The organism is Citrobacter sp. Cpo037, from assembly GCF_030332945.1.
Classification (GTDB): domain Bacteria; phylum Pseudomonadota; class Gammaproteobacteria; order Enterobacterales; family Enterobacteriaceae; genus Citrobacter; species Citrobacter portucalensis.
Map to the genome: position 1 here is coordinate 238,045 of NZ_JAOWGW010000080.1, position 13,164 is coordinate 251,208.

The window sequence follows — 13,164 nt, forward strand, 5'->3', positions numbered from 1 at the left end:
GAGTTAACGAATCTCAACCATGGCGCGACCGCCACGAGCTTCCACTAACTCACCAATGGCGGTGAGATCGATACCGAACTGCGCCGCTGCCGCTTTCACTTCGGCTTCAGCTTCCGGTGTTACCGCCAGCAACAGGCCACCGGAAGTTTGCGGATCGCACAGCAGATCGCGTACCGATTGCGGCATTTCACCCATCAGGTGTCCGTAGCTGGCAAAGTTACGTTGGGTACCACCCGGCACCGCGCCCTGCGCGATGTATTCTTCAACGCCTGGCAGCTTAGGAATATCCTGGTAGACGATCTGCGCCTGAACGCCTGCACCCTGACACATCTCACTCAGATGCCCCAGCAGACCAAAACCGGTAACATCGGTCATGGCTTTCACGCCATCAATATCGGCGAATGCCGCACCGGCAATGTTCATCCGGCACATCACTTCTGTCGCCAGTCCTTTGTGTTCTTCTTTCAGCAGTGATTTTTTCTCAGCAGTTGTCAGAACGCCAATACCCAGAGGCTTGGTCAGGAACAACTTACACCCTGCTTCAGCGGTGCTGTTTTTCTTCACGCGTTCGGTCGGCACAACGCCGGTTACCGCAAGGCCGAAGATTGGCTCTGGGGCATCGATAGAGTGACCGCCCGCCAGTGCAATACCCGCCTGACGGCAGGCAAAGCGTCCGCCTTCGGTTACTTCGCGGGCGATTTCCGGTGCCAGCTTATCCAGCGGCCAGCCCAGAATAGCAATTGCCATAATCGGTTTGCCGCCCATAGCGAAAATATCGCTGATGGCGTTAGTCGCGGCGATGCGGCCAAAATCAAACGGATTATCGACAATCGGCATAAAGAAATCGGTGGTGCTGATAACGCTGGTGCCGTTTCCCAGATCGTATACGGCCGCGTCGTCGCGGGTTTCATTACCCACCAGTAAGTTCGGATCAACAAACTTCGCCTGCTCGCTGTGCAGGATGGTTTCCAGCACTTTTGGGGAAATTTTACAACCGCAACCGGCTCCGTGGCTGTATTGCGTTAAACGAATAGCTTGCTCGCTCATGGACATCTCCTGTCATTGCAATCCGGATATGGTAGCGCTCATTCCATGATGTGGTAAGAGTGACTGTCTGAATTCGGGTGTCTTTGCTCAGAATCCAGACAGTTTTGCCGTTGATATCAGAAATAACGGACGAATGCGCTCGGATCGGCAAGGTTAATCGTCGTGGATGCTTTTAGCTGCGGTGTGCCCAGATAGAGGAAACCGACGATTTTATCTTGCGGGCGACAGTCGAATGCTTCGCGAACGACCGCACTTTCGGTTAATGCACCACTGCGCCAGATACCGCCAAAGCCCTGGGCAATTGCAGCCATCTGCATAGCCATCACCGCACAACCGGCAGACATTTCTTGTTCCCACAGAGGAACCTTGTCGTTTTCTTCACATTTCGCCACCACGGTAATAATTAGCGGCGCGCGAAACGGTGCGCTGCGGGCTTTGTCCTGGGCTTTCTCGTCACTGCCTGCGGCAATCGCCCCTTTTTCAAGCACCGCGCTAAAACGCTCACGCCCTTCGCCCTCAATGACAAAGAATTGCCACGGTTGCAGCGTTTTGTGGTCTGGCGCGCGCATACCCGCCCGCAGAATGTTTTGCAGTTGCTCTCCTGTCGGGGCCGGCTCGACGAGACGAGAGGCGCTACGACGGGTAATCAGTAATTCGAGTGCATCCATTTGCTTAACTCCAACAATGAGATTTGTTCACAAAATTAACACGTGAGCGGATTTTGTTACAGCACAGGCGGTGATTCCTGCTGACAAGTGCCTGTCGGGTCATTACGATAGCCTCATCTTATCGCCTTTCTCCGGAATTTCGGGGTGGCGTGTTGTTAATCGGTAGGGAGAATACATGCGAACCCTGTGGCGATTTATTGCCGGATTTTTTAAATGGACATGGCTATTACTGAATTTCGTCCGAGAATTTGTGCTTAACCTGTTCTTCATCTTGTTGGTGCTGGTGGGTGTGGGCATCTGGATGCAGGTCAGCAGCAGCAATACCAGTGAACACGCTGAGCGAGGCGCACTGCTGCTGGATATCTCGGGGGTGATTGTCGATAAGCCTTCGAGCACCAGTCGTTTAAGCGTTATTGGTCGTCAGCTGTTTGGCGCCAGTTCCGATCGTCTGCAGGAAAACTCCCTGTTCGATATCGTGAATACTATTCGCCAGGCAAAAGATGATCGCAACATCACCGGCATTGTGATGGATCTGAAAAATTTTGCCGGGGCCGACCAGCCTTCCATGCAGTATATCGGTAAAGCGCTGCGGGAATTCCGCGACAGCGGCAAACCGGTCTTTGCCGTGGGCGATAACTTCAGCCAGGGGCAGTACTACCTCGCCAGTTTCGCCAATAAAATTTATCTCTCTCCGCAGGGTTCCGTTGATCTGCACGGCTTTGCCACCAACGGTTTGTACTACAAGTCCCTGCTCGACAAGCTGAAAGTTTCCACACACGTATTCCGTGTCGGGACTTATAAGTCTGCCGTAGAACCGTTCATTCGTGATGATATGTCTCCTGCCGCGCGAGAGGCCGACAGCCGCTGGATCGGCGAGCTGTGGCAGAACTATCTCGACACAGTCGCTGCCAACCGCCAGATCCCTGCTCAGCAGGTGTTCCCGGGCGCACAAGCCATGCTGGACGGTTTGACAAAAGTCGATGGCGATACCGCGAAATATGCGCTCGACAACAAACTGGTGGATGCACTCGCTTCCAGCGCTGAAGTCGAAAAAATGCTGACCAAACAGTTTGGCTGGAGCAAAACGGATAAAAATTATCGCGCCGTCAGCTATTACGATTATTCGCTGAAAACGCCAGCGGATACTGGGGACAGCATTGGCGTCGTCTTCGCGAATGGCGCAATTATGGACGGTGAAGAAACCCCTGGGAATGTGGGCGGGGACACGACTGCCGCGCAGATCCGCGAAGCGCGTCTTGATCCGAAAGTGAAAGCAATTGTGCTGCGCGTGAACAGCCCTGGCGGCAGCGTCAGCGCTTCCGAAGTCATTCGCGCTGAGCTGGCTGCGGCAAAAGCGGCAGGCAAGCCGGTTGTCGTGTCCATGGGCGGCATGGCGGCATCCGGCGGGTACTGGATCTCCACCCCAGCAAGCTACATTGTGGCAAACCCCAGCACGCTGACCGGTTCAATTGGGATCTTTGGCGTGATCAACACTGTGGAAAACAGTCTGGATTCCATTGGTGTACACACCGACGGCGTGGCGACATCCCCACTGGCGGATATCTCCATTACCAAGGCGTTACCACCTGAAGTGCAGCAAATGATGCAACTGAGCATCGAGAACGGCTATAAGCGCTTTATCACGCTGGTCGCAGATGCGCGTAAGACAACACCTGAGCAGATTGACAAAATCGCGCAGGGCCACGTCTGGACCGGCCAGGATGCGAAAGCCAACGGTCTGGTAGACAGTCTGGGTGATTTTGATGACGCCGTGGCGAAAGCGGCTGAGCTGGCCAAACTGAAGCAATGGCACATTGAATATTATCAGGACGAACCGACATTCGTTGATATGGTGATGGACAGCATGTCCGGTTCCGTTCGTGCCATGCTGCCTGAAGCGCTCCAGGCGATGCTCCCGGCGCCGCTCGCTTCTGCGGCGAGTACGGTTAAAGCAGAAAGCGAAAAGCTGGCCGCGTTTAACGATCCGCAAAACCGCTATGCGTTTTGCCTGACCTGCGCCAACGTTCGCTAACTATTGACCCCTCTTCGGGATGAAGAGGGGTTTTCTTTGAGACAGAAGAAAAGTCATGCAAAAGAAATCGATTTACGTTGCCTATACCGGCGGTACCATTGGTATGCAGCGCTCAGAACAGGGTTATATTCCTGTTTCCGGTCATCTCCAGCGTCAGCTGGCACTGATGCCTGAATTCCACCGCCCAGAGATGCCAGACTTCACCATCCATGAATACGTTCCGCTGATGGATTCCTCCGACATGACGCCAGAAGACTGGCAGCATATTGCGGAAGACATTAAAGCGCACTACGACGATTACGATGGTTTTGTCATTCTGCACGGCACTGACACCATGGCGTTTACGGCTTCGGCACTCTCATTTATGCTGGAGAATCTGGGCAAGCCAGTCATTGTGACAGGGTCACAAATCCCATTAGCAGAGCTACGTTCTGACGGACAAATCAATTTGCTGAATGCGTTGTACGTTGCAGCAAATTATCCGATCAATGAAGTTACCCTGTTTTTCAACAATCGATTGTTTCGCGGCAACCGGACCACTAAAGCGCATGCTGATGGTTTTGACGCGTTTGCCTCACCCAACCTTGCACCACTGCTGGAAGCCGGGATCCACATTCGCCGGCTGGGAACACCGCCCGCACCTCACGGCACAGGTGAGTTGATTGTGCATCCTATCACTCCGCAACCGATTGGCGTGGTCACTATTTATCCTGGGATCTCCGCTGATGTAGTACGCAACTTCCTGCGCCAGCCGGTAAAAGCATTAATTTTGCGCTCCTACGGCGTGGGCAATGCGCCGCAGAATAAAGAGTTCCTGAAAGAACTTGAAGATGCGAGCTCGCGTGGCATTGTGGTGGTGAACCTTACGCAGTGTATGTCCGGCAAGGTGAACATGGGGGGCTACGCGACAGGGAATGCGCTGGCGCATGCTGGCGTGATTGGCGGCGCGGATATGACCGTCGAAGCCACACTCACCAAACTGCACTATTTGCTGAGTCAGGGACTGGATACGCAGACAATTCGTGAAGCAATGACGCAAAATCTGCGTGGTGAGCTCACACCTGACGATTAAAGGAGTCTATGCCCATGGCCCGAGCCTTACTGTTGGTCGATTTACAAAATGACTTTTGTGCCGGTGGTGCCCTCGCGGTCCCACAAGGTGACAGCACAATCGATATCGCCAACCGCCTGATTGACTGGTGTGCCATACGCGGCGACACGGTCGTTGCCAGTCTGGACTGGCACCCGGCGAATCATGGTAGTTTTGCCAGCCAGCATCAGGTCGAGTCCTACAGCCAGGGACAACTCGATGGCCTGCCGCAGACGTTCTGGCCCGATCATTGCGTACAAAACAGCGAAGGTGCTGCCCTGCATCCGCTGCTGAACCAGCGTGCGATAAGTCAAACGTTCACTAAAGGTGAGAACCCGCTGGTCGACAGCTACAGCGCGTTTTTTGATAATGGTCGTCGTCAGGCTACCGCGCTGAATGCATGGCTACTCGAACACCGCATTGCCGAGCTCATCATCATGGGTCTGGCTACCGACTATTGCGTTAAATTCACCGTTCTGGATGCGCTCGATCTTGGCTACACTGTCAGCGTTATAACCGACGGCTGCCGTGGCGTTAATATTCAACCCCAGGACAGTGCAAACGCCTTTATGGAAATGGCAACTGCGGGCGCAACGCTGTATACGTTGGACGACTGGCTGGAAACCCAGCCGTAAGCGATGCCGACAGGGTCTCTCCTGTCGGCGCGTTATCTCAGGCCAGCGCTGAAATCTCTTCCAGTGATACTTTGCGCGTTTCGATGCCGAAACAAAAAAGAATCAGCGCACATAGCACCAACATTACTCCTAGCACGATAAAGACCGTAACCGAGCCATAGCGGGTCAACAAAATAGCGACGCCATAAGGCGTAAACACAGCGACAATCCTCCCCACAGCATTCACAAAACCCGATCCTCTCAATCTAAGATGCGTGGGCCATAGTTCCGGGACATAAACTGCAGAGGCAAAGCAGACATACATATACAGAAAAAAAATCATCACCAGCCCGTAGCTCAGAATTGCCCACTCTTCAGTTTGAAGCGAATAGAAATACCCAAGCAAGGCGATAATAATCAACAAGAATGAGCCAAACAATCGCCGAGGAAAGTGATCGATAATTAACGCGGCAATAAATATCCCAACCGGCGCGCCAATCATAATTATCGCGGTCATAAATATGGATTTCGTTACATCGATTCCCGAATTAACAAATATCGTCGGGATCCATACCGTAATGGTATAGAGCGAAATATTCATTGCGATAAGCACCGTGATCGCCACCAGTGTACAGCGTAACATTGGCCCCTTAAACAAGAGCCAAAATGAACCACTTATCGTGCTTAAATCCGCCGACGAGCATTCGCTCCGGCAGGATGGTAAAGTGATGTTTTTTTCTTTCTCAATTTGCGATTCCACCTGCATAAGATGTTTTTCAGCTTCGCTTCTCTGCCCTTTGCCAGCCAGCCAACGCGGGGATTCAATATAGTATTTTCCCGACAGATACCAGGCCAACAGCATTGCCATGCCGCCGAGCAGAAACATCACCCGCCAGCTTAAAAGTGCAATAATCACGACGCCAATTGCCGCAGATAGCATTGGTGCCCAGTTGCCGACAAATGACAGACGGGCAGACCATTTCCCACGAACCGCGGGTGGAATGAATTCTGTAAATGAGGCATAGCCCACCATAATTAGCGCCCCCATTCCAATCCCCATCAGACAGCGGAAGAAAATAAGCCAGTACATGTTGGGCACAAACGTTGCAGCGCAGGCTGAGGCCCCGACGATTAACAAATTGACGCGGAACGCTTTGCGTCGACCGAGATAATCACCAATAAAGCCACCGGCTAGCGAACCGATAAAGTAACCAAACATCAGCGCTGAGGTAAACGCGGCATTTAGATAATTGTTTGACCAGCCTGTACTGACTAGTTTTGCTAATATCACATTCCCGGAATAGCTGAGAAAACCAGTGATTAACAAACTAAAACTAATAATTCCAAAAATACGAAAATGAAATCGAGATAAAGGTAAGCGATCTAATCTTGCGCCGATAGGGTCACATTGTTCCATCTGGATGCCTCAAATTCAGCTAAATAGAAAGTATGACGATCGCGGCAGAAAAATTTTGCCGCGCCATCCATCATCATTAGATTCTTATGGCATTTACCAGGTGCAAACTTAAAATAATATCAACACAACCCTCGTTATAGCTAATAAACGAGTTGAATATTATTCTCTTGGCAAAATGCAATCCACTCTGCACCCGGTGCCTTATTGGTTATTAGGTAATTAATATGGCTAAAGTCCACGAGCTGAACGAAAGCTTTACGGTCAAACTTTGAGTGATCAACTAACAGGGCCACCTCAGTCGCCTGGCGGATCATGGTTTTTTTGATTTCCGCTTCCGCTTCATTAGAATCAAGCGCCCCACTCTGCATATCCAAACCTTTGCAGCTCATCACCATGATATCAACATGATAACGGCTGATAATCTCCTTGGTGATTCTTCCCTGCAGCGACAGCGTATTCTTATTCAGCTCACCGCCGGTAGAAACCACGTTAATTTCTGACTGCGCCAACTCATGAAATGCTTCAGCCGAATTGGTAAGCAACGTCAGATCGTTTCTTTCCTTCAACAGCTTTAATAATTCCATCGCGGTACTGCTGGAGTCGGCAGCCATTGTGGTCTTATTTTTAATAAACGGTAAGGCATTACGGGCAATGATCTGCTTTTCTTCGAAGAAAGATTTTGCACGCTTATAAAAATGAATATTGTCGGACAACGCGGTGGTATTGAGCACTGCACCACCATATGTTCGGGTCAAAAAACCTTCATCTTCCAGTTTTTCAAGATCGCGGCGAATCGTTTCCTCAGTCACCTGAAAGATTGAACTTAAATTAGATACCGCCACTTTCTTATCGTTAGCCACCATTTGCTTAATGGCTTGAATCCTGTCTTTTGCCGCCACGATGACACCTCTGTTTCCTGCAAAGTAATAATAAGACCCTAGTATCTCACAGGCTATGTTTATTTTCAAAAGAACATGTCTGAATCACAGATTTCAATACTTTTTTACGCAGAAACAGAGGTCAATTCTATCCGACTTAATTTATATCCAACGCTTCCGCCATTCGCCTCATCAATAATGAATCATCATCTGTCAGGGGAATGGTTAACGCCTCGACGTTCTCGCGAACCTGTTCAGGTGCGGTTGCACCACTCAGTAAGGTGATCAAATCGCTTTGCTTTAAAATCCACGCCAGAGCTAATGCGGGGATTGTGCAGCGGTATTTTTCACACAGTGGCTGCCACTGCTCTAGCATATCAATCACCCGCAGCATATTTTCCCGCTGAAACCAAACCTTGTTAGCCCGTGCGCCGCCAGGAACATAATCTCGGGCGATAGTACCGGTCAACAACCCCTGCTCAAGCGGTGAATATACCTGCACGATGATGCCATTCTGCTGGCATAGCGGCAGCAGATCAGCTTCCAGCGCCCGGTCAAGAATGCTGTACTTGGCCTGGATGATATCCAGCTCACCGTGTTTGAGATACTCTTTGATATGCCCGGCATCGACGTTCGCCGCACCAATCGAACGGATTTTCCCCTCTTTTTTCAGTGCATTCAGCGTGTCTACGGTTTCCGCAATCGGCGTAAAACAGGGTTCAACCGACTGCCAGTGGGTCATATAGATATCAATACTGTCGATACCCAATCTTTGCAGGCTGGCATCAACCTCCTCACGAATAGACTCAGGCGTGAGGTTTTTATACAGCTGGCGATCGCCCACTTTGTTAAACAGGCTGCCTGTTCGCTCCCAGACGATGCCGCATTTGGTTTCAACAACTACCTCGCTGCGCTGCAGCTTTTTCAGCGCCTGACCGACAATCACTTCACTGTTGCCAAAGTTGTAGCCTGGCGCGGTATCAATCAGATTAATACCGCAGCGATGCGCCTCAACAATGGTATCAATACAAATCTGCAAATCGAGATCGCCATTCCATGCCGGACCGCCGCCAATGGCCCATGTACCTAATCCCATGCGGGAAAGCGTAATATCCGTACTGCCTAAAGGAATCATTTTCATCTGCCGCTATTACCCTTCGTATTCGTCAAGAAGTTGTTCAACCAGCTTTCTGTTCTTCACACCCGTCGTCGCGCCCACGCTCAGTACCGATATTGCCGCCGTTGCATTAGCAAACAGCGCGCAGTCGCGAAGCGGCTTACCTTCAAGCAGCGCGGAGATAAATCCTGAAGCAAAGTTATCCCCCGCGCCGATGGTGTCGATGGCGGTAATCCCCGACACGGCCGGGACTACCATTTTCATATCGACACGTTTGATAAAGCAGCCTCTTTTGCCGGTCTTAATCACGACGGTTTTCACACCACAGTTCAGGAAACTGTCGGCAATCTCATCCAGCGTATCTTTCCCGGTGAGCAGTTTTGCCTCTTCAAAATTGGGAAACAGATAATCCACGTAGCTCAGCGCTTCACGGATGTCGTCCAGCGTTTCATTCAGTCGCGGTTTAATCATATCCGCGCAGATAATGAGCTTATGCGCTTTCGCCTGTGTGAAAATTGCCGTCAGTGCATCACCATCCAACAACGGGCTATTAAAAATACTCGCTAGCGACAGCAGCTTTGCCTGAGAAAAACGGTCGAAATCAACATCGTTTATATTCAGTTTCCATAAACTGCCGTTACGGTTAGTCACAAAGGTGCGTTCGCCATCAGCGGTGACTAAACCTACGTTAATGGAAGTATCAATATCAGCATCCTGCTTCAGGCTTTTAATATCAATATTCTCCCGATGGCAGTGGTCGACAATAAAATAACCGGCTGCATCATTACCTATCCGACTCATTAACGCCGTGCGATGGCCAAGGCGAGAAATAATCGTCGCCTCATTAATAGCGTCACCTCCCGTGGTCATTGCTATTCGTTCTAATGGATAAGAGTCAACATCAAAGATATTTTTACTCACTGGTTGCAAGGGAATATCAACAATTGCCGCCCCTATACAAATAACCTCGATATTATCCATATTGTCATTCCGCTTTACCGTCAGAGCCAAACAGTTTTATTTTCTCCAGCGCGCGCTCTTTTACCGCTTTGCGAACTTCACGCTCAACGTGCAGGAACGGCTGATTCTGGTTCTCCTGCACCGCCGCCATTGCCGCCTGGCACAGTTCGGTATGAATATTGATTTTCGAAATACCTAATGAAATGGCTTTTTTGATATCCGCATCGCTAATGCCGGACGCGCCGTGCAGCACCAGCGGAACGGATACCGCCTCGCGCACGCGTTTGACCACATCGAAATTCAGTTTCGGTTCAGAGGTATAAACGCCGTGCTGGTTACCAATCGCCACCGCCAGAGAATCGCAGCCGGTACGCTCGACAAATTCTGCCGCCTGACTCGGGTCGGTATAGTGATAGCCCGCCAGCGCTTCTTCATAAACCGTTTCATTCCCCACGTGGCCCAGCTCCGCCTCAACCGGAATACCCAACGGATGGAAGAAGTCCACCGCCTCTTTAGTCAGGCGAATATTCTCTTCGAAATCAAAAGCGGAGGCATCGCGCATCAGCGAATTCATGCCGTGAGTCCAGGCGTTATGAATAATTTCCATGCTGCGCCCGTGATCCCAATGGGTAATAACCGGCACCGAGGCTTTTTTCGCCATCGAGACCATCATATGCGAAAAATCTTCAAACGAGGTATTACCCACAAAACCGGTGCCGAATGAGATAATCACCGGCGATTTAGACTCTTCCGCCGCATCCATCACCCCCATTAACATTTCCGCATTCCACACGTTAAAGTGGGCAATCGCATAATGTTTATTCTGGGCATCATTTTCCCAATATTTAATATCTGCCAGCATAGTTGTTTCTCCCTTTTCAATAAATTAATGGTTAACTTTAATAACGCCTTTGATAATTTCACGTTTGTTGTTAACTGACTCATCAAACGCGCGCTGAACATCTTCATAATCATAAATATGCGTCACCATCGACTTGACATCGAAACGCCCGGAGGAAATGGCTTCAATTGTGACCGGATAGCGGTTGGCGTAGCGGAAAACAGTCTGAATGGAGACTTCACGGTTAATTTTGAGGAAATTAATTGCCGAATCACCAGGAACCGTCCCAACGATCATGATTTTCCCACCGCGCATCACCAGGTACGGAGCCTGCTTAACGGTGATTGCCGAGCCGGCAGTTTCAAAAACAATGTCAGCCCCCATATCGCCGGAGAACTGCTGACAGCGGGCAACGGTGTCCTCTTTCGCCCCGTTGATCACAGTCGTCGCGCCAAGCTGCTCGGCCATGGCCAGACGCTTTTCCAGGACATCAACAACGGCGATGTCGGTAGCACCCAAACATTTACAGGCTTGCAGGGTCATTAAACCAATACAGCCCGCCCCCAAAATGACGATTTTCTTGCCCGGTTTAACGTCCGCCAGCATTGCGGCATGCATCCCTACCGCCGCAGGCTCTACCAGCGCGCCTTCCATGGTGTCCATGTTATCGGGCAGCTTGTAAGTGAAGCTCTCCGGATGGCACAGATAGTGGGTTAGCGCGCCGCGATAATTAGGCTGCGTGGCCATAAAGTCGACATCAGGACAGATGTTGTATTTGCCCTCCAGACAGTAGCGGCAGTGACCGCACGGCACGCCGGGTTCAATGTTCACCCGGTCGCCCGGTTTAAATTTACTGACGCGATTTCCTACCGCCACCACCGTACCGGCACATTCATGTCCGAGGCCAATTTCCTGGTTCGGGTCTTTTGGCGGAATAAAGGGACCTGATTCGAAACCGTGAACATCTGAACCGCAAATACCTACGTATTCAATTTTGATCAGTACTTCATGCTCTTTGGGTACCGGGATATCGGCGGCAATAATTTTCATCGTGCCTGGCGTTTTTAATATCGCTTTTGAATTTTTCATTTTATTTCCCATCAATATTATTTGCTGGTAACTGCATCAATACCGAGACTTTCGACAGAGACGCCTTTGGTTTCAATTCCGATGGTAGCAATGGCGACAGCGACAATAATGGAGACCGCACCCAGCAGTACAAATACACCCGTCACTCCATAACCGTTAAGCAATACCGCGACCGCATAAGGCGCGGCGATACCGCTGATACGCCCTACCGCATTCGCCAGACCAGAACCGCGAAGTTTCGCTTCGGTCGGCCATATTTCCGGAACATAGACTGCCGAGGCGTAACAAACGTACATATAGACAAAAGTAATCAGGAAGAAACCAATTAGCGTAATCAGTAGCATGCTGGTTTGCAGTGAATAGATATATCCCAGCACGGCAATTAACACTAATAATCCCACACCCATTGTCTTTCTGGGAATTTTATCCATTACCAGCATGGCGATAAAAATCCCAAACGGCGCGCCGAACATACTCATGGTATTTAAGACAATGGAGTCTTTCAGATTAATACCCTGAGTCATAAATATTGTCGGTAGCCAATTAATTAAGGTGTACTGGACGACGTTCATGGCAATCAGGACAAAGGAACCTAAAATAACTCGCTTGAGTAACACACCCGTTAATAAGGCCGAGTAAGGAACTGTGCGCGGGGCTTTGCCGTCATCTTCAAATACCACAGGCGGCAGTGGCTTGCCGGTCTGCTGAACAACCCCTTCTTCAATGGCCCGCATCACCTTTTCAGCTTCGGCGTAGCGTCCGCGGGATTCCAGCCAACGAGGCGACTCTGGGAAACTACGCCAGGCAATAATGGTCGCCACCAGCGACAGTACGGCCGGGATCAGCAACTGCACGCGCCAGTTCCATTCGGCGCTGATTAACGGCGTCAATCCCATCGCGATCAGCGAACAGAGCGGATAAGACCAGTTACCGATAAACGAGACCCGGCTTGACCAGGTGCCGCGATTTCTGCCTGGCATATATTCGGTGAACCCGGCAAACAGAGTCACCAACAGCGCGCCTAATCCAACTCCCATTACAAAACGGCAGGCGATCAGGAAAGTCATATTGGGTGAAAACGCGCCAACGATCATAGAAATAATATGAATCGCTTCATACAAAATAAATGCGTTTTTACGTCCGGTTTTATCGCCGATAATTCCCCCACCGAGCGCGCCGAGAAACATTCCCGCCGTCGTAATGGCAGAAAACGTGGCGGTGGTGGAATTATCGGTCCAACCAAGCTCTTTTAACTGCGCGAGAATTAATCCGCCAACGGCATTACTCCAACAAACCAGTAATCCAAAGGCAACCATCGCAAACATCGACGTGTGCCAACGGCAGTCAGGTAGCCTGTCCAGCCTGGCGCCGCAGTGCGGTTTTGCTATTTGTTCCATGCGATAACGTCCTT

General features: G+C 50.6%; 12 protein-coding genes. 3 read left to right on the forward strand and 9 right to left on the reverse strand.

Annotated elements, in window-relative coordinates:
- Positions 1 to 3: 3 nt before the first annotated feature.
- Both selD and OGX94_RS22175 read right to left on the reverse strand, forming a co-directional pair.
- A complete protein-coding gene (gene selD, locus OGX94_RS22170; RefSeq protein WP_003832497.1) occupies positions 4 to 1,047 on the reverse strand; it encodes a selenide, water dikinase SelD in 1,044 nt (347 codons plus the stop codon).
- Positions 1,048 to 1,163: 116 nt separating this feature from the next.
- Positions 1,164 to 1,715 (reverse strand): NAD(P)H nitroreductase, encoded by a 552-nt coding sequence (locus tag OGX94_RS22175; protein WP_003832496.1) that lies wholly within the window; start codon positions 1,713 to 1,715, stop codon positions 1,164 to 1,166.
- 175 nt (positions 1,716 to 1,890) lie between these two features.
- On the opposite strand from OGX94_RS22175, the gene sppA reads away from it, so the two are divergent.
- Genes sppA through pncA form a run of 3 tightly spaced genes read left to right on the forward strand, consistent with a single transcriptional unit; the run spans position 1,891 to position 5,472 of the window.
- Positions 1,891 to 3,747 carry a signal peptide peptidase SppA gene (gene sppA, locus OGX94_RS22180; protein WP_286569963.1) on the forward strand — a complete coding sequence of 619 codons (1,857 nt, stop codon included), beginning with the start codon at positions 1,891 to 1,893 and terminating at the stop codon, positions 3,745 to 3,747.
- Between the two features lie 55 nt (positions 3,748 to 3,802).
- On the forward strand, positions 3,803 to 4,819 hold the full coding sequence (gene ansA, locus OGX94_RS22185) for an asparaginase (protein WP_003832492.1): 1,017 nt from the start codon (positions 3,803 to 3,805) through the stop codon (positions 4,817 to 4,819).
- 14 nt (positions 4,820 to 4,833) lie between these two features.
- Entirely contained in the window at positions 4,834 to 5,472 is a 639-nt protein-coding gene (pncA, locus tag OGX94_RS22190) for a bifunctional nicotinamidase/pyrazinamidase (protein WP_434800958.1), read from the forward strand.
- A 37-nt stretch (positions 5,473 to 5,509) separates the two neighbouring features.
- On the opposite strand, the gene OGX94_RS22195 is transcribed toward pncA, so the two are convergent.
- The 7 genes from OGX94_RS22195 to OGX94_RS22225 form a co-directional block, all read right to left on the reverse strand.
- The gene (locus OGX94_RS22195) at positions 5,510 to 6,868 is read right to left on the reverse strand and encodes an MFS transporter (RefSeq protein ID WP_257661659.1); all 1,359 of its coding nucleotides are present in this window, start codon (positions 6,866 to 6,868) and stop codon (positions 5,510 to 5,512) included.
- Positions 6,869 to 7,008: 140 nt separating this feature from the next.
- Positions 7,009 to 7,767, reverse strand: coding sequence for a DeoR/GlpR family DNA-binding transcription regulator (locus OGX94_RS22200; protein WP_043016634.1), 759 nt, complete (start codon positions 7,765 to 7,767; stop codon positions 7,009 to 7,011).
- Positions 7,768 to 7,903: 136 nt separating this feature from the next.
- Positions 7,904 to 8,887: an NADH-dependent methylglyoxal reductase gene (gene ydjG / locus OGX94_RS22205; protein ID WP_003832488.1), complete on the reverse strand. Its 984-nt coding sequence runs from the start codon at positions 8,885 to 8,887 to the stop codon at positions 7,904 to 7,906.
- A 9-nt stretch (positions 8,888 to 8,896) separates the two neighbouring features.
- Complete coding sequence (locus OGX94_RS22210; protein WP_126318370.1) at positions 8,897 to 9,844, reverse strand: carbohydrate kinase family protein; 948 nt, start codon at positions 9,842 to 9,844, stop codon at positions 8,897 to 8,899.
- A gap of 4 nt (positions 9,845 to 9,848) precedes the next feature.
- Positions 9,849 to 10,685: a ketose-bisphosphate aldolase gene (locus OGX94_RS22215; protein WP_003832486.1), complete on the reverse strand. Its 837-nt coding sequence runs from the start codon at positions 10,683 to 10,685 to the stop codon at positions 9,849 to 9,851.
- 24 nt (positions 10,686 to 10,709) lie between these two features.
- Positions 10,710 to 11,753, reverse strand: a complete 1,044-nt coding sequence (locus OGX94_RS22220) for an NAD(P)-dependent alcohol dehydrogenase (protein WP_003832485.1) — start codon at positions 11,751 to 11,753, stop codon at positions 10,710 to 10,712.
- Between the two features lie 17 nt (positions 11,754 to 11,770).
- Positions 11,771 to 13,150 (reverse strand): MFS transporter, encoded by a 1,380-nt coding sequence (locus OGX94_RS22225; RefSeq protein WP_126956083.1) that lies wholly within the window; start codon positions 13,148 to 13,150, stop codon positions 11,771 to 11,773.
- Positions 13,151 to 13,164 lie beyond the last annotated feature (14 nt).

What these genes read in the sequence shown, in the direction of transcription:
- selD (WP_003832497.1), bottom strand. Translation starts at nt 1,047, where the DNA reads ATGAGCGAGCAAGCTATTCGTTTAACGCAATACAGCCACGGAGCCGGT.
- OGX94_RS22175 (WP_003832496.1), bottom strand. Translation starts at nt 1,715, where the DNA reads ATGGATGCACTCGAATTACTGATTACCCGTCGTAGCGCCTCTCGTCTC.
- sppA (WP_286569963.1), top strand. Translation starts at nt 1,891, where the DNA reads ATGCGAACCCTGTGGCGATTTATTGCCGGATTTTTTAAATGGACATGG.
- ansA (WP_003832492.1), top strand. Translation starts at nt 3,803, where the DNA reads ATGCAAAAGAAATCGATTTACGTTGCCTATACCGGCGGTACCATTGGT.
- pncA (WP_434800958.1), top strand. Translation starts at nt 4,834, where the DNA reads ATGGCCCGAGCCTTACTGTTGGTCGATTTACAAAATGACTTTTGTGCC.
- OGX94_RS22195 (WP_257661659.1), bottom strand. Translation starts at nt 6,868, where the DNA reads ATGGAACAATGTGACCCTATCGGCGCAAGATTAGATCGCTTACCTTTA.
- ydjG (WP_003832488.1), bottom strand. Translation starts at nt 8,887, where the DNA reads ATGAAAATGATTCCTTTAGGCAGTACGGATATTACGCTTTCCCGCATG.
- OGX94_RS22210 (WP_126318370.1), bottom strand. Translation starts at nt 9,844, where the DNA reads ATGGATAATATCGAGGTTATTTGTATAGGGGCGGCAATTGTTGATATT.
- OGX94_RS22215 (WP_003832486.1), bottom strand. Translation starts at nt 10,685, where the DNA reads ATGCTGGCAGATATTAAATATTGGGAAAATGATGCCCAGAATAAACAT.
- OGX94_RS22220 (WP_003832485.1), bottom strand. Translation starts at nt 11,753, where the DNA reads ATGAAAAATTCAAAAGCGATATTAAAAACGCCAGGCACGATGAAAATT.
- OGX94_RS22225 (WP_126956083.1), bottom strand. Translation starts at nt 13,150, where the DNA reads ATGGAACAAATAGCAAAACCGCACTGCGGCGCCAGGCTGGACAGGCTA.